This window comes from Spongiimicrobium sp. 3-5 (genome assembly GCF_046557915.1).
Classification (GTDB): domain Bacteria; phylum Bacteroidota; class Bacteroidia; order Flavobacteriales; family Flavobacteriaceae; genus JBHEBG01.
The window spans coordinates 1-14,999 of the sequence record NZ_JBHEBG010000009.1; the positions used below are offsets into that span (position 1 = coordinate 1).

Consider the following 14,999-nt stretch of genomic DNA (forward strand, 5'->3'; position numbering starts at 1 on the left):
ACGGGTGCAAAAACAAAAAGCCACCGACTTTTGGTCAATGGCTTCTCCTAGTAGCGGGAACTGGACTCGAACCAGTGACCTTCGGGTTATGAGCCCGACGAGCTACCTACTGCTCTATCCCGCGATGTGGACAGCAAAGATACAACCGTTTCTTTCTTTTATCCAAATCTAGACCTCATTTATTTTCGCTTTCCTTAGCTTGTTTAAATTCCATACCTTCGGGTTTTACAAGTTTTATGGAGGTAATCAACAACTTTTTATCGGCAGTATTACCCTACACCGAATGGGTAATGCTTTTTTTGGTTATTGGGGGTGGTCTTTACTTGGTAATTTACTCCAAACTATTGCCTTACAAGTATTTTAGGCACGCCATAGGTATAACCTCTGGCAAGTATGATGATCCGAGCGATCCTGGTGAAGTAAGTCACTTACAGGCCCTATCTTCGGCGGTAGCCGCTACCGTAGGGCTGGGGAATATCTCGGGCGTGGCCATTGCTATTTACCTAGGCGGCCCAGGAGTGGTTTTTTGGATATGGATCACTGCCATTGTTGGGATGTGCATAAAGTTCTATTCCTGTAGTCTGGCCGTTATGTTCAGAACCAATGATACTGACGGCAAATTGCAAGGCGGTCCTATGTATTACATTACCCAAGGCATAGGGAGCAAAGCCAAACCTTTGGCCGTTTTTTTCTGTATAGCAGGCCTTTTTGGAGTGCTACCCGCATTTACCACCAACCAATTTACGCAAACCCTTATGAGCGTCATTAACCCAGATGAAACCCTGATGGCACTGGGCAATTTTAACTGGAAATTCGGCATCGGGATTGTACTTTCCATAATCACTTCTTTTGTGATTTTCGGGGGGCTAAAAAAAATTGCCGCCGTGGCCACTGCCATCGTACCTTTTATGGTATTGGTATATCTATTGGCGGTTATTTTTATAATGATAATGAACGCGGGGGAAATATTACCTTCCTTAAAGTTGATATTCACAGAAGCGTTTAATCTAAAAACAGCGGCACAAGGCGGTCTTTGGGGACTGATCATTATTGGGATACGACGAGCAGTCTTTTCTAACGAATCTGGTGTGGGCAACGCGCCTATGTACCATGGGCAGTCCAAAACCAAGGAACCTATCCAAGAAGGCCTTGTAGCCATGCTAGGGCCCTTCATAGATACTATTGTGGTCTGTACCCTTACCGCCGTGGTAATTATTCTTAGTGGTGCTTATCTAGAAGCCGAGACCAATGGTATAGCTATGACTTTGATTGCCTTTAAAAAATCTCTTTTTGGTGGTGATGTCTTATTAATGATCATTGTGTCGGCCTTTGCTCTTAGTACCTTGTTTACCTATTCCTATTACGGTACCAAATGCCTTTCATTTCTTACCAATGCAAAGACGGGTAGGTTTTATAATGTTATTTATATCCTTAGCATTACCTTTGCGGCCGTTGCTTCGGTAGATTTAGTGGTTAATTTGATCGATCTTTCGTTTGCCCTTATGGTTATCCCCAATATGATTGCCGTTTTGTATCTGGCACCCAAAGTAAACCAAGCGATGAAAGTGTATTTTTCAAAAACAAAAAATGGAACAACATAAAGCAGGTTTTGTAAACATTATAGGAAATCCCAATGTGGGGAAATCTACTTTAATGAACGCCTTTGTGGGCGAAAAACTGTCCATTATTACCTCCAAAGCCCAGACTACAAGACATAGGATACTTGGTATTGTAAATGGAGATGATTTTCAGGTTATCCTTTCCGACACCCCGGGAATAATAAAACCGGCCTACGAATTACAGTCCTCTATGATGGATTTTGTAAAGTCGGCCTTCGAAGATGCGGATATATTGCTTTACATGGTAGAGATAGGTGAGAAAGCCCTAAAAGACGAGGCTTTTTTTACCAAACTTGAAAATAGCAAAATACCAATATTGCTGTTACTTAATAAGATTGATATTTCGGAGCAGGAAGTATTGGAAGAACAGGTGCAATATTGGCAACAACAGTTACCCAAAGCAGAAATACACCTTATTTCCGCCCTTCAGAATTTTAACATTAAGGAAGTTTTTGAACGCATTATAAGCTTGTTGCCCAAAGCACCACCGTACTACCCCAAAGATCAGTTAACGGATAAGCCCGAACGTTTTTTTGTTAATGAGACCATACGGGAAAAGATTTTGCAGCATTACAAAAAGGAAATTCCATATTCGGTAGAGATAGATACCGAAGAGTTTTTTGAAGACGAAAAGATTATACGGATGCGTTCCGTGATCATGGTAGAACGAGACTCCCAAAAAGGTATTATTATTGGTCATAGGGGTAGCGCCCTAAAAAGGGTTGGTGTAGAAGCTAGGAAGGACCTGGAAAAATTCTTCGACAAACAAGTTCATTTAGAACTTTATGTTAAGGTAAACAAGAATTGGCGAAGCAACCCTAGACAGCTGAAACGTTTTGGTTATAATAGCGGATCATAAGTAATATTGTGTACGTATAAGCGAAAATCACCTTCGGACTACCTTATTGCAAAATCTCTTGCATAAAATGATAAAGTTGGTTCATCTGAGGCCTGCCTTTTCGCTTTCCAGCCCTTCCAAAAGCGTATAGTGCAAACCAAATAAGGATAAGTAAGGTCATAAGCCCCACTTGTATTCGGTAGTCATAGCCCAAACTCCAGTTTACGTAGGTCCAAACAGCTAAAATTATAAATAGGGTGCCCACCCCAAAATGAAGGAACATAAAGAAGGTCCAAAGGGTAGGATTAGGGCCAAACAAACCATAAAGATCAGCTTCATTTTCATCTTTTTCCACAATCTCCAAGTGCAATTGGGGCGACCAAAAATGGGTTTCCACCTTATTGAATTTTATGAAAACATGGTCGTCTATGCGCTTTACCAAAAACGGTTTCTTATCCGATTTTTCAAAAGCTTCCAGATATTGCTCCTTGGGTTTTTTCAGTAATAACCGAAATCGGGGTCGTAATACAATTTCGTTGCCTAACGTTTTCACAGTATTAAGTAATTATCTAAAAATAAGATAGCATTTTTTCTTCGGATAATAATAGTACTTTTGTCGCAAATTAAGAATATGAGCGCTATCGTAGCCATTGTGGGAAGGCCTAATGTTGGTAAATCGACTTTTTTTAATCGATTGATTCAGCGCAGGGAGGCCATTGTAGATGCCGTAAGCGGGGTTACAAGGGATAGGCATTATGGGAAGAGCGACTGGAATGGTAAAGAATTCTCCCTTATTGATACCGGAGGTTATGTAGTGGGAAGCGATGATATCTTTGAGCAAGAAATAGACAAACAGGTAGAGCTTGCCATAGAGGAGGCCGATGCCATTGTCTTTATGGTAGATGTGGAAACTGGGATTACCGGTATGGACGAGGATGTAGCAAAACTCCTTAGACGGGTAAACAAACCGGTTTTTCTTGCGGTAAACAAGGTAGACAATGCCAAGCGCTCGGAAGATGCAGTGGAATTCTATGGTTTGGGCCTCGGAGAATATTTTACCCTCAGTAGTATAAACGGTAGTGGTACAGGGGATTTGCTTGATGCACTGGTAAAAGTATTGCCAGAGCAAGAGAAACAAGAAGAAGAACTACCCCGTTTTGCAGTCGTTGGAAGACCTAATGCCGGAAAATCATCTTTTATAAATGCATTGATAGGGGAAGAGCGATATATTGTTACGGACATAGCCGGTACTACCAGAGACAGTATAGATACAAAATACAATCGTTTTGGATTTGAGTTTAATCTTGTGGATACTGCCGGAATTCGACGTAAAGCCAAGGTTAAGGAAGATTTGGAATTTTATTCCGTTATGCGCTCGGTACGGGCCATAGAACATTGCGATGTTTGTCTGTTATTGCTAGATGCCACCCGTGGTTTTGACGGGCAGGTTGCCAACATCTTCTGGCTGGCACAGCGCAATAATAAGGGTATTGTAATCTTGGTAAACAAATGGGATTTGGCCGAAAAAGACACCAATGCGGTTAAAAATTATACCGAAAAAATAAAGAAGGCCATAGAACCATTTACGGATGTGCCTATTCTGTTTGTTTCCGTACTTACCAAACAGCGTATTTTTAAGGCTATTGAAACTGCTGTTGAGGTCTATCAGAACCGATCAAAAAGAGTTTCCACGGCTAAGCTCAATGATATTATGCTACCCATTATAGAACATAATTCGCCACCTGCTTACAAGGGCAAATATGTAAAGATTAAATTTTGCACACAGTTGCCCACGGCTTATCCGCAGTTTGCCTTTTTTTGTAATCTACCACAATACATTCGGGATCCTTATAAGCGTTTTCTGGAAAATAAGTTACGCGAGAATTTTGATTTTACCGGTGTTCCGATAACTATTTTTATGCGAAAGAAGTAATGCCATAAAACACTTGGAACTAGTTTACAGCTGACCTTTTATCTTTATCAGTTCTGCCTTAACGTGTTCTAATTTTTGGATTACTTCAAAATTGGAAAGCGTCTTTAGTTTTTCTTCTTTCAGATGCGTTTTGGCACCTTCAAGGGTAAATCCGCGCTCCTTTACCAAATGATAGATCAATTGGAGGTTTTTTATATCGTTAGGGGTAAACTTTCTGTTGCCCTTGGCGTTCTTTTTTGGCTTAAGCACATCGAATTCTTTTTCCCAAAATCGGATCAAGGAGGTATTAACGCCAAAGGCCTTGGCCACTTCGCCAATACCGTAATACCTTTTTTCCGGCAATTCTATATGCATTAATCCAAGGATTGATTTTCTTGTGTGGCAAATTTCAACATATTTTCAAACTCTTCGGCCGACAAACTGCCGTAGTAGAAATTTATGGGGTTGATACGTTCGCCGTCCTTCCAAACTTCATAGTGAAGGTGAGGTGCTTCCGAACGACCTGTACTACCAACAAAACCAATAAGATCGCCACGTTTTACCTGCTGCCTCTTTTTTACGTTATATCTACTTAAATGCCCATAAAGGCTCATATAACCATAGCCATGGTCTATACGTATGTGTTTCCCATAGCCCGAGGAGTTGTTGTCTGCCCTAATTACCTTTCCATCTCCCGATGCATAAATGGGCGTTCCTTTAGGAGCGGTAAAATCCATGCCCCAATGCATTTTTCTGGCTTTGGTAAATGGATCTGAGCGCCAGCCGTACCCCGAAGCCATCCTTGTAAGTTCCTCATTGTTTACAGGTTGTATTGCAGGTATGGCGGCAAGCAGTTTTTCTTTTTCTTTGGCCAGTTTAGTGATCTCGTCCAAGGATTTGGATTGGATAACCATCTGCTTCTGTATAATATCCAACCGCTTGGTGGTAGAAATGATCATTTCGGAATTGTTGAAACCTTCAAGGGATTTGTATCTGTTGATACCACCAAAACCCGCCCTACGCTGCGCTTCGGAAATGGGATTGGCCTCAAAATACAAGCGATAGATATTATTGTCACGATCTTCAATATTCGCCAATACCTGTTCTATTTGCTCCATTTTTTTGTCCAACAACTCAAACTGAAGCTCATAGTTCTTTACCTCTCGCTGTAAGGAGAGTTCCCGAGGGGTGTTCAATAAGTTGGTGTTCAATAAAAGGGTAAGTCCTAAAAAGCCAAACAAAGCCGCACCCAAAACAAAGAAAAATATATTTCTATATTTTCTAGATTTCTTGGGCTCTATTTTACGGTACGAAAGTGTATCCGGGTCGTAATAATATTTTACCTTAGACATGTATGGATTTTGTCCTATTTTTGTGCTTTCGTCTTATCAGAACAAACAAATATAAAAATTGTTTTACACAATCTGTTAAATTTACAAAAAGCTTACCTTTTTCCTATGCATTCCAAAGAGATTAGAGCAAAATTTTTAAATTTTTTTAAGAATAAAGCCCATAAGATAGTGCCATCCGCACCTATGGTGATCAAAGATGATCCTACACTGATGTTCACCAATGCGGGCATGAACCAGTTTAAGGAGTATTTTTTGGGAAATAGTGTAGCCAAAGACGTACGAATTACTGATTCTCAGAAATGCCTTCGGGTAAGCGGTAAACACAATGATCTGGAAGAGGTGGGCAAGGATACTTACCATCATACCATGTTTGAAATGTTGGGAAACTGGAGTTTTGGTGATTACTTTAAGGATGAGGTTATTCATTGGGCATGGGAACTGCTTACAGAGGAATATGGTATAGATAAGGAAAGCCTGTATGTTTCAGTGTTTCAGGGAAGTGATGATGCCGATAAGCTAGAAATGGATAAAGAAGCCTATGAGCTTTGGAGTGCTATTGTGCCCAAGGATCGTATCATCATGGGTGATAAAAAAGATAATTTTTGGGAGATGGGCGATCAGGGGCCTTGTGGCCCCTGTTCGGAAATCCATGTGGATATACGTTCTGCTGAGGAAAAAGCAAAAATCCCCGGTGCTTCTTTGGTGAACAAGGATCATCCCTTAGTGGTAGAAATATGGAATTTGGTGTTTATGCAGTACAACCGCAAGGCCAATGGTAAACTAGAACCACTACCTGCCAAACATGTGGATACCGGAATGGGTTTTGAGCGCCTGTGTATGGTATTGCAAGGGGTACAATCTAATTACGATACCGATGTTTTTACGCCCATAATAAAGGAAATAGAGGCCATTACAAGTTCCAAATACGGAAAAACCGAGGAAACGGATATTGCTATACGCGTTATTGCCGACCATATCAGGGCTGTGGCCTTTTCCATTGCAGACGGACAACTGCCCAGCAACACAGGGGCCGGATATGTGATAAGACGAATACTTCGGAGGGCCATTAGATATGGATTTACCTTTTTAGGGACCAAGGAACCCTTTATGTACCGTCTTACCAAAGTACTTGCCGAGGTTATGGGAACGGCATTCCCCGAACTTAAAGAACAACGTAATTTAATAGAGAATGTAATTAAGGAAGAAGAACATTCTTTCTTAAAGACCTTGGAGCAGGGCTTGGTACTCCTAGATGAAATATTGACAAATACCACTTCCAAAAAGGTAGATGGTAAAAAGGCATTTGAGCTATATGATACCTTTGGTTTCCCTATAGATCTTACGGCACTTATTCTTGGTGAGAAAGGGTATACGTTAGATGAAGAAGGTTTTGAATTGGCCATGAAGGAGCAGAAAGATAGATCGCGATCTGCTTCTGAAGTAGCTACGGAAGATTGGACCATGCTCTTAGATGATGTTACACAGCAATTTGTAGGCTACGATGTTTTGGAAACTGAAGTGAAATTGGTTAAATACAGAAAGATTACCTCCAAGAAGGAGGGAGAACAATATCAGTTGGTGTTAGATGTAACACCGTTTTACCCAGAAGGAGGTGGGCAAGTTGGCGATAAAGGTTATATAGAAGTTCCCAATGGCGATGTGGTATATGTATTGGACACCAAAAAGGAAAATAATGAGATTGTACATTTTGTGAAAAACCTACCAAAGCATTTAGAGCAGACCTTGAATGCGGTGGTGGATAAAAAACAACGTCAAAGAACAGCCAGCAATCATACGGCTACCCATTTACTGCATCAGGCGTTACGGGAAATTCTTGGCCCCCATGTAGAGCAGAAGGGCTCAGCGGTGCATTCTAAATATTTGCGTTTCGATTTTTCGCACTTTTCAAAACTTACGGCCGATGAATTAAGAGAGGTAGAACATTTTGTGAATGCGCGTATAGAAGGGCAATTGCCCTTTGAGGAACAAAGAAACATACCTATGGAAACCGCTTTAAAAGAAGGTGCCATGGCTCTTTTTGGGGAAAAATATGGAGACTCCGTACGTACGGTTCGCTTTGGTAGATCCATAGAGCTATGTGGCGGCACCCATGTGCAGAACACAGGCGATATCTGGCATTTTAAGATAAAATCCGAGGGGGCGGTAGCTGCTGGCATAAGGCGTATAGAAGCCATTACTTCAGACGCTGTAAAGGACTTCTACTTAGAGAACAATAAGTCCTTGGTGCAAATAAAGGAAGCGCTTAATAATACCAACGATCCGCTGAAAGCCGTAACGTCTTTGCAGGAGGAAAATGCAAAACTAAAGAAGCAAGTAGATAAATTGCTAAAGGATAAAGCCAAAGATTTAAAAGGATCTCTTTTAAATGAACTTACCGAAATAAACGGGGTATGCTTTTTAGCCAAAAAAATAGATTTGGATGCCGCGGGGATAAAAGATCTATCCTTTGAAATGGGCCACGCGGGCGATAACCTCTTTTTGGTATTTGGAGCGGAACAACAAGGAAAAGCCCTATTGTCTTGTTATATTTCCAAGGAAATAGTTTCCACACGAAACCTCAACGCAGGAACCATTGTGCGAGAACTTGGGAAATACATTGAAGGTGGAGGAGGGGGACAACCTTTTTTTGCTACTGCAGGGGGTAAAAATCCGGCCGGTATTTCAGAAGCCCTGGACAAAGCAAAGGAATATATTTCCCAATGAAACTGCAGACCCTAATACCTTTGGCGAAAGAGGACAACCCTATTACTTATCAAAGTAGATTATTACTATTGGGTTCTTGTTTTTCAGAGCACATAGGGGAGAAGTTAAATTACTATAGGTTTAAAACTTTTCAAAATCCATTAGGTATACTTTTTCAGCCCAAAGCCATTGAAAAGTTGATTTCATATGCCGTAGAGGGAAAGGTTCTGGGTAAACAGGATATTTTTGAACATAATGGACTCTGGCACTGTTTTGATGCACATTCGGATTTAAGCTCTACTAAAGAGGACGATACAATAAAGCAATTGAATGGACAGCTTGAAGCTACAAGAGAGGCCTTAAAGCAAGCTACCCACATAATCATTACTTTAGGTACCGCTTGGGTGTATAAGCATAAAAAAACAGGGAGTTTGGTGGCCAACTGCCATAAGGTACCGCAGAAAGAGTTTTCAAAAGAACTGCTTACCATCCGCGAGATTGCCCAGAGTTTGCAAAAAAGCATGCAACTTATTAGATCCATCAACCCTAGGGCGCTAATAGTTCTTACCGTATCGCCGGTTCGGCATTTAAAAGATGGCTTTGTACAAAACCAGCAGGGCAAGGCCCATTTAATAAGTGCTGTACACAATGTACTTGCCAATGAAGACGCTGTTTACTTTCCTTCTTATGAGATTGTAATGGACGAACTTCGGGACTATCGTTTTTATGCAGCGGATATGGTACATCCAAATGCCTTGGCAGTTAACTATATCTGGGAGAAGTTTAGAGATGCTTGGATCGCAGAGGAAATGTTTTCAACAATGGATGAAATCAACACTGTGCAAAAAGGGTTGTTGCATAGGCCTTTCAATCCGGAAACGGAACAACATCGGCAGTTTATAAGTACGCTAAATGCCAAAATTGCGTATCTTAAGAAGAAGTACCCATTTATGGAGTTTAATTCATAATTTATTAATGAGAAAAATACTGATAGGTGCAGTAATTACCCTTGCCGGAGTATTGATCTTTAGGTCATGTTCCGAAGATAATAGTAATAAGGCCTTGATAAAAGAAGAGTCCATGCTTATTCAGCAGCAAATCTCCCAAGTAGGAAAGCTGGTGGTTACAGAAGGGCATTTTGCCGAGGTATATAACTATAAGGATTCCCAAGAACTTTTTGGAGCACTTATAACGGCGGATAAGAAGGCTTTAGTGGTTGTAAATGCTGAGGTTACTGTGGCCTATGATTTAAGTTTACTGAAATTTGACATAGACAGTACTAGTAAAACGCTTCATATTCTAAGTGTTCCGGCCCCTGAAATAAAGATAAACCCCGATTTTGAGTACTATGATGTAACGGCAGATTACTTCAATCCTTTTAGTGCAGAAGACTATAACAAGATTAAGCGTAATGTTAGAACTTCATTGCTTAAGAAGATAGCAGCATCATCTTTAAAACGTAATGCCGAAAATAGATTGATGAGCGAGTTGGCAAAATTTTACGTACTTACCCATTCTATGGGATGGACCCTAGTTTACCAAAAAACGCCCGTTTTGAGCTTAAAAGATCTAAAATTAACTGACTAAGCTTTTGTTTACCAGTGCAAGGCCATCATCTATCAAATGTCCTAATTTGGGATTGCCCTGTTTTATGGTTTCCAGGTGCTCTAGGATAGCCGAGGCAAAATCAGTGTCCATATTGTTTTTTGCCAGTTCGTATAGTTCAACGGACAACAACCAATCTTCGGGGAAATGGGTTTTTAGCTCATGGAAAACCTTATTTCTGGAGATGGTAGTATTTCTCCCAGCCCTAAAATCACGAATTTGCTGGTACAATTGTTCTAATTGGAGCCTTTCTTCACTCTTTTGGGGTTTTATGGTTGCTTCAATAATTTCGTGTGATACCAGATCAAAACTATCCAAATCTGCCGGCCCATTAAAAGCCGATACTATTTTTTCTCCAACGGCCATATTGTAAATGCCCCATTCTGGCTTAAACAAATCTTCTTTACCATGGGTTACGTGGCAATTCTTAAAAGTGATCAATATAATTTCTCCCCGGAGATTTCGGGTGCCTGTAATAATTTCTCCGGTAACGGTTATACCTCCTTCAAACTCTAGGGAAATTATTTCTCCTTCGTAGATTTTGTACGCCTTTAAATCGCGTGGACTCATATCTTCAATGGCCAGGTTAATACCCTTCAATTTACCTAGGGGTGAGCCAAAGCCGTCTGCATGGTGACTAGTGCTATGTCCTACGAGTTCTTTTTCCCTATAGGCCAATGCAGTTTTTCCCTTGGTTTGTATATATGCTGTTTTGCCTTCAAAAGGTATCACCCTATCAAAAACTCCGGAGACCTGCAGTCCCGTGCTCAATTCTACCGTGCCTAATTCTTTGGAATTTATAAGTTTGGTAATGCCCTTTAGGCCTCCTTTGCGCAGGGCCATGGTATTGGCGAATTCTTCCAATACTTGGCTTAGATATGCAAAATCGGGGGTTACAAACAGCTGAGGTTGCGGTCTGGTAATATCAAAAGCAGTATGTGTTGCTTCGGCGTTGTAGGGTATTTTTTTTACTTGGTCGGTCATACACCATGCACTTTCACCTATGGAAGATAGTAGTCCGGCACCATATATTTTTGGCTGTTCTACGGTACCAATAAGGCCATATTCTACCGTCCACCAGTGTAAATTTCTTATAAGCGCCATTTCACTGGGTTCTCCCATGTTTTGTTGTAATTCTTCTATATGCAACTCGGCTTGCTCAATTTCTTCCTTGGGCGTACCCATGGCTTCCTTTATTATGGACAAGTGTCTAACAGCTTCGTAAAGTTCATAATCTTTGGCACTGGAAATGGCTTTACAGCCTATTTCACCAAAACGCCGAAGGTATTCTGCATATTCCGGGTTGGCAATAATAGGGGCGTGCCCCGCGCCCTCATGTATAATGTCTGGGGCCGGAGTATATTCAATATGCTCCAATTGTCTAATATCGGAGGCAATTACCAGCACGTTGTACGCTTGGAATTCCATGAATGCGGAAGGAGGGATAAAGCCGTCTACAGCTACCGCGGCCCATCCTATTTCCTTTAAAATTCTGTTCATCCCATACATATTGGGAATATCATCAACGGAAATCCCTGTTTTTCTTAACCCTTCCAAGTACGAAGTATGCGCTACCGCGCTGAGGTAGTCTATGTTTTTACGCATAACATAACGCCAAACCGCCTGATCTATGGCGGTATAATCCTCATAGTTCTGGGGTTTTATGTATTGTTTTAAATGCTTTGGAAGCTTATCGAGAATGGGGTTACTTTCGTAAGACATTGTTATTTTTTTACCACATAAAGGTACAAAAATGGAGGCAAAAAAGTCTTAAGAAAAGGTGAACGGCCAAAGGAATGGGTTGTTCTTCAAAAAAATATACCTGCTCAGATGTTCGTATTTTAAAATACAACAAGTGAGCAGGCATTTATATGTTATTTGCTATCCTAGTTTTAGTTGGCCGCTATAGCCGGAGGATAAGCCTGCAATATTTCGGAAACAAACTCTCTGATGCGCTCTTCTTTCTTTTCTAAATTCTTGGTATTGGCCAAAGTACCTTCACCCTTTCCTTGCCATATCAATTCTTTCTTCTTGGCATCGATCAGATCTATGTACAAAGAACCTTCCGTCCTTGTACTTACATTGCTGCCACCCCAGCCAAATCCAGGTCCTCCCCATATCCAAGGGTTGTAAAAGCCATATCCCCAACCCCAACCCCAGCCGAAGTTGTTATTGTACACATCAACACGCTCTCTTTCCTTGGTGAAGATACTGACCAAAATATCAGGATTCTTAGACTTTGCGAACCCTCTTGCCGTCATTTCGGTCTCAATAGCCTTAAGGATCCTTTTTTTATCCAAGTCCGAGATTTCTGCTTTATCTATTCCGGTCTTATAAAACGCATACGTTTTATAGGCATTAAAATCTGCCTCCCTATCATAATCCGAAGCCACGCGCACGGAGGTGCACGAACTCAAAATGAGGAGTCCAAGTATAGGCAGCGCCATAAGTTTGATTTTTTTCATAACAAATCTTTTTTGGAGTTTAACGATATCTTTTTTATTTAAAATTGTCTCAAGAACCGTGCCGAACCTAGGCTTTCTTGTTGGTCAGACCGGTTTTTTTATCGAACCCATAAGGGCAATGCCTACAACCGCTTGTGCAACAATACCCTCTTTTTAAATGGTACTGTTTTGTAAAAACTTTATAACCCTCGGGCGAGAGGTAAAAATCGCCCTCTTCCAAGGGGATATGTTCCTTCATATTCGTAAAACTAATGGATTATCCCTAAAAAAGGAACGCTGGGGGTCATTTTAACGCAACAAATCGGATAAAAGGTAAGTCATTATGGGTTTTGGTCGTTTTTGTGCGTATTAAAACGAAAGCCTGTGCAAAAAAGATGCTAAACAATTATATTTGAGACAGTTCGTTTTAACAAGGATATGATTTTAGTATTCAAGCACTTTTTCTATAAGAATTATGTTGGCCTATCGCTTTGGCCTTTTATCATTCTTAAAACCGATGCCCATAAAACGGATACCGTACTTATTAACCATGAAAAAATTCATCTAAAACAGCAGCAAGAGCTGTTGATTTTACCTTTTTATGCGATTTATGTAACGGAATGGCTTATTAGGTCTGTGCTTTATCTGGATAGTTACCGCGCGTATCAGAACATCAGTTTTGAACGCGAGGCATATCACAACGAAAAAAATCTGGATTATTTAACCACACGCAAACCGTGGAGTTTTATTGGATATCTTTAAGGCCGTAAATCCAAAAAAGTGAGCGTTTTAAATCAGCAGATTCAATTACCCCTTCTTTCGGATAAACAACTTTCGCTACATATTAAGCGAGAAGATCTTTTGCATCCCCATATTTCCGGAAACAAATATCGCAAGCTAAAATACAATATCATTGCAGCCCAGAAGTCGGGTTTTGATTCGCTACTGACCTTTGGAGGTGCATACTCCAATCATTTGGCTGCTACCGCTTATACAGGAAAGGAGTATGGGTTTAAAACCATTGGTGTAATTCGCGGAGAGGAAATAAAAAGTAAATGGAGGAAAAACCCAACGCTCTCTCAGGCGTATGACTTTGGAATGAGGTTTCATTTTGTGTCCAGGGAAGTCTACCGTCAAAAAGAGAACGTAAACTTCTTGAATGATTTGGAACAACGGTTTGGGAAAAATTATGTGTTGCCCGAAGGTGGTACTAACAGCTTGGCAGTTAAGGGTTGTGAGGAGATTTTGACAAAAGAAGATAAAGAATTTGATGTAATCTGCTGTAGTGTGGGGACAGGAGGTACTGTAGCAGGAATTGTCAACGCCTCGTGTCCGGAACAACGTGTTTTGGGATTCTCGGCCTTGGCGGGTAATTTTTTAAAAGAAGATATTCGTAGATTTGCTCGGAATAACAACTGGGAATTGGCAAATGAATACAATTTTGGTGGTTATGCCAAGGTAAATGAAGAACTTATTGGTTTTATAAATAACTTTAAAAGCAATACCCAAGTACCCTTGGACCCTATTTATACAGGAAAAATGATATATGGAATTTTGGATTTGGCCAAAAAAGGATATTTTAGACCTGGAACCAAAATATTAGCGGTACATACTGGTGGATTACAAGGAATCACTGGAATGAACCTAAATTTGAAAAAGAAGAACCTACCCCTTATCAGTATATGAGAAAGATTGGAATACTATTGTTTATGGTGTTTTTTGTAATAAGTTGTGGTACAAAAAAAAGGACCACTTATGCAAAAAATAAGGAGGAAACCTCAAAAACAACACCTACGGCCCAAACGCCTTCAACAGAGAACAAGGACGATGGATTATATCCTATGCCTGCGGATACCGGCAAGTTTGTAAAATTTCCTATATCCTCGGTAGAGGAATACATAGAGACCTTTGCAGAAATAGCACAGTTTGAGATGAAAGCTTACGGAATTCCTGCAAGTATTACCCTTGCCCAAGGGATTTTGGAAAGTGGTTTTGGGAGAAGTGAGTTGGTCCGTAAAACAAACAATCATTTCGGAATAAAATGTCATAAAGGTTGGAAAGGGAAGTATGCTTATCATGATGATGACGAAAAGGGCGAGTGTTTTAGAAAATACAATCACCCTATGTATTCCTTTAGGGATCATAGTGAATTTCTGTCTTCCCGGGCCAGATATGCGTTTTTGTTCGATTATAGAAGGGATGACTATAAGCGATGGGCCAAAGGCCTTAAACAAGCGGGTTATGCTACAGATAAGCGATATCCGCAAAAACTAATTTCGTTTATTGAACAATACAGATTACACAAGTACGACAAGGAAGTTTTTAAAGAAGGATACGTGGTAGAAACCACGCCCAAAACATATGATTACCAAACGTACATTGTAAAAAAGGGAGATACGCTATACTCTATTTCCCGTAGGTATTTTGTATCCGTAGATGAATTAATGCGGATGAACAAAATGAAAAACAGCGGTCTTTCCATTGGTCAGGAACTTATCGTTAAGTCGGCGAAAATCAACAAATAAA

Annotated in this window: 15 protein-coding genes and 1 tRNA gene; 9 read left to right on the plus strand and 7 right to left on the minus strand. The window is 40.5% G+C overall.

Annotated features, from left to right (window positions below; all coding sequences use genetic code 11):
• Positions 1 to 51: 51 nt before the first annotated feature.
• Positions 52 to 124, minus strand: a tRNA-Met gene (locus tag ACEQ81_RS18295).
• 112 nt (positions 125 to 236) lie between these two features.
• Between ACEQ81_RS18295 and ACEQ81_RS18300 the strand changes: the two genes are divergently transcribed.
• Together ACEQ81_RS18300 and era are read left to right on the plus strand one after the other, a co-directional pair.
• Positions 237 to 1,601 (plus strand): alanine/glycine:cation symporter family protein, encoded by a 1,365-nt coding sequence (locus tag ACEQ81_RS18300; RefSeq protein WP_411032373.1) that lies wholly within the window; start codon positions 237 to 239, stop codon positions 1,599 to 1,601.
• Positions 1,588 to 2,478, plus strand: coding sequence for a GTPase Era (era, locus tag ACEQ81_RS18305; RefSeq protein WP_411032374.1), 891 nt, complete (start codon positions 1,588 to 1,590; stop codon positions 2,476 to 2,478). The genes ACEQ81_RS18300 and era overlap by 14 nt, the downstream gene beginning before the upstream one ends.
• Before the next feature lie 43 nt (positions 2,479 to 2,521).
• Here the strand turns inward: era and ACEQ81_RS18310 are convergent, their stop codons facing one another.
• Positions 2,522 to 3,010, minus strand: coding sequence for a GTP-binding protein (locus ACEQ81_RS18310; protein ID WP_411032375.1), 489 nt, complete (start codon positions 3,008 to 3,010; stop codon positions 2,522 to 2,524).
• A 78-nt stretch (positions 3,011 to 3,088) separates the two neighbouring features.
• Here ACEQ81_RS18310 and der point away from each other — a divergent pair, with 78 nt between their 5' ends.
• On the plus strand, positions 3,089 to 4,390 hold the full coding sequence (gene der, locus ACEQ81_RS18315; RefSeq protein ID WP_411032376.1) for a ribosome biogenesis GTPase Der: 1,302 nt from the start codon (positions 3,089 to 3,091) through the stop codon (positions 4,388 to 4,390).
• 24 nt (positions 4,391 to 4,414) lie between these two features.
• Here der and ACEQ81_RS18320 read toward each other — a convergent pair whose 3' ends face one another.
• Both ACEQ81_RS18320 and ACEQ81_RS18325 read right to left on the minus strand, forming a co-directional pair.
• Positions 4,415 to 4,744 (minus strand): MerR family transcriptional regulator, encoded by a 330-nt coding sequence (locus tag ACEQ81_RS18320; RefSeq protein ID WP_411032377.1) that lies wholly within the window; start codon positions 4,742 to 4,744, stop codon positions 4,415 to 4,417.
• On the minus strand, positions 4,744 to 5,721 hold the full coding sequence (locus ACEQ81_RS18325) for a M23 family metallopeptidase (RefSeq protein ID WP_411032378.1): 978 nt from the start codon (positions 5,719 to 5,721) through the stop codon (positions 4,744 to 4,746). The genes ACEQ81_RS18320 and ACEQ81_RS18325 overlap by 1 nt, the downstream gene beginning before the upstream one ends.
• Positions 5,722 to 5,826: 105 nt before the next feature.
• Between ACEQ81_RS18325 and alaS the strand changes: the two genes are divergently transcribed.
• Genes alaS through ACEQ81_RS18340 form a run of 3 tightly spaced genes read left to right on the plus strand, consistent with a single transcriptional unit; the run spans position 5,827 to position 10,011 of the window.
• Positions 5,827 to 8,445 (plus strand): alanine--tRNA ligase, encoded by a 2,619-nt coding sequence (gene alaS, locus ACEQ81_RS18330; protein ID WP_411032379.1) that lies wholly within the window; start codon positions 5,827 to 5,829, stop codon positions 8,443 to 8,445.
• Complete coding sequence (locus ACEQ81_RS18335; RefSeq protein ID WP_411032380.1) at positions 8,442 to 9,392, plus strand: GSCFA domain-containing protein; 951 nt, start codon at positions 8,442 to 8,444, stop codon at positions 9,390 to 9,392. The genes alaS and ACEQ81_RS18335 overlap by 4 nt, the downstream gene beginning before the upstream one ends.
• 7 nt (positions 9,393 to 9,399) lie before the next feature.
• Positions 9,400 to 10,011 (plus strand): DUF4230 domain-containing protein, encoded by a 612-nt coding sequence (locus ACEQ81_RS18340; protein WP_411032381.1) that lies wholly within the window; start codon positions 9,400 to 9,402, stop codon positions 10,009 to 10,011.
• Here the strand turns inward: ACEQ81_RS18340 and ACEQ81_RS18345 are convergent.
• The 3 genes from ACEQ81_RS18345 to ACEQ81_RS18355 form a co-directional block, all read right to left on the minus strand.
• The gene (locus tag ACEQ81_RS18345) at positions 10,000 to 11,751 is read right to left on the minus strand and encodes an aromatic amino acid hydroxylase (RefSeq protein WP_411032382.1); all 1,752 of its coding nucleotides are present in this window, start codon (positions 11,749 to 11,751) and stop codon (positions 10,000 to 10,002) included. The two genes, ACEQ81_RS18340 and ACEQ81_RS18345, sit on opposite strands and share 12 nt — an antisense overlap.
• Positions 11,752 to 11,921: 170 nt before the next feature.
• Positions 11,922 to 12,494 (minus strand): DUF4136 domain-containing protein, encoded by a 573-nt coding sequence (locus ACEQ81_RS18350; RefSeq protein WP_411032383.1) that lies wholly within the window; start codon positions 12,492 to 12,494, stop codon positions 11,922 to 11,924.
• Between the two features lie 67 nt (positions 12,495 to 12,561).
• Entirely contained in the window at positions 12,562 to 12,732 is a 171-nt protein-coding gene (locus ACEQ81_RS18355) for a DUF5522 domain-containing protein (RefSeq protein ID WP_411032384.1), read from the minus strand.
• 179 nt (positions 12,733 to 12,911) lie between these two features.
• On the opposite strand from ACEQ81_RS18355, the gene ACEQ81_RS18360 reads away from it, so the two are divergent.
• Genes ACEQ81_RS18360 through ACEQ81_RS18370 form a run of 3 tightly spaced genes read left to right on the plus strand, consistent with a single transcriptional unit; the run spans position 12,912 to position 14,998 of the window.
• Positions 12,912 to 13,235, plus strand: a complete 324-nt coding sequence (locus tag ACEQ81_RS18360; RefSeq protein WP_411032385.1) for a hypothetical protein — start codon at positions 12,912 to 12,914, stop codon at positions 13,233 to 13,235.
• Between the two features lie 18 nt (positions 13,236 to 13,253).
• Positions 13,254 to 14,159, plus strand: a complete 906-nt coding sequence (locus ACEQ81_RS18365) for a 1-aminocyclopropane-1-carboxylate deaminase/D-cysteine desulfhydrase (RefSeq protein WP_411032386.1) — start codon at positions 13,254 to 13,256, stop codon at positions 14,157 to 14,159.
• Complete coding sequence (locus ACEQ81_RS18370) at positions 14,156 to 14,998, plus strand: glucosaminidase domain-containing protein (protein ID WP_411032387.1); 843 nt, start codon at positions 14,156 to 14,158, stop codon at positions 14,996 to 14,998. The genes ACEQ81_RS18365 and ACEQ81_RS18370 overlap by 4 nt, the downstream gene beginning before the upstream one ends.
• Position 14,999: the final 1 nt, after the last annotated feature.

Bases quoted from the DNA above. Each gene is read 5' to 3' on its own strand.
- ACEQ81_RS18340 (WP_411032381.1), top strand. From the start codon at position 9,400: ATGAGAAAAATACTGATAGGTGCAGTAATTACCCTTGCCGGAGTATTG.
- alaS (WP_411032379.1), top strand. From the start codon at position 5,827: ATGCATTCCAAAGAGATTAGAGCAAAATTTTTAAATTTTTTTAAGAAT.
- ACEQ81_RS18350 (WP_411032383.1), bottom strand. From the start codon at position 12,494: ATGAAAAAAATCAAACTTATGGCGCTGCCTATACTTGGACTCCTCATT.
- ACEQ81_RS18370 (WP_411032387.1), top strand. From the start codon at position 14,156: ATGAGAAAGATTGGAATACTATTGTTTATGGTGTTTTTTGTAATAAGT.
- ACEQ81_RS18345 (WP_411032382.1), bottom strand. From the start codon at position 11,751: ATGTCTTACGAAAGTAACCCCATTCTCGATAAGCTTCCAAAGCATTTA.
- der (WP_411032376.1), top strand. From the start codon at position 3,089: ATGAGCGCTATCGTAGCCATTGTGGGAAGGCCTAATGTTGGTAAATCG.
- era (WP_411032374.1), top strand. From the start codon at position 1,588: ATGGAACAACATAAAGCAGGTTTTGTAAACATTATAGGAAATCCCAAT.
- ACEQ81_RS18300 (WP_411032373.1), top strand. From the start codon at position 237: ATGGAGGTAATCAACAACTTTTTATCGGCAGTATTACCCTACACCGAA.
- ACEQ81_RS18320 (WP_411032377.1), bottom strand. From the start codon at position 4,744: ATGCATATAGAATTGCCGGAAAAAAGGTATTACGGTATTGGCGAAGTG.
- ACEQ81_RS18325 (WP_411032378.1), bottom strand. From the start codon at position 5,721: ATGTCTAAGGTAAAATATTATTACGACCCGGATACACTTTCGTACCGT.
- ACEQ81_RS18335 (WP_411032380.1), top strand. From the start codon at position 8,442: ATGAAACTGCAGACCCTAATACCTTTGGCGAAAGAGGACAACCCTATT.
- ACEQ81_RS18360 (WP_411032385.1), top strand. From the start codon at position 12,912: ATGATTTTAGTATTCAAGCACTTTTTCTATAAGAATTATGTTGGCCTA.
- ACEQ81_RS18355 (WP_411032384.1), bottom strand. From the start codon at position 12,732: ATGAAGGAACATATCCCCTTGGAAGAGGGCGATTTTTACCTCTCGCCC.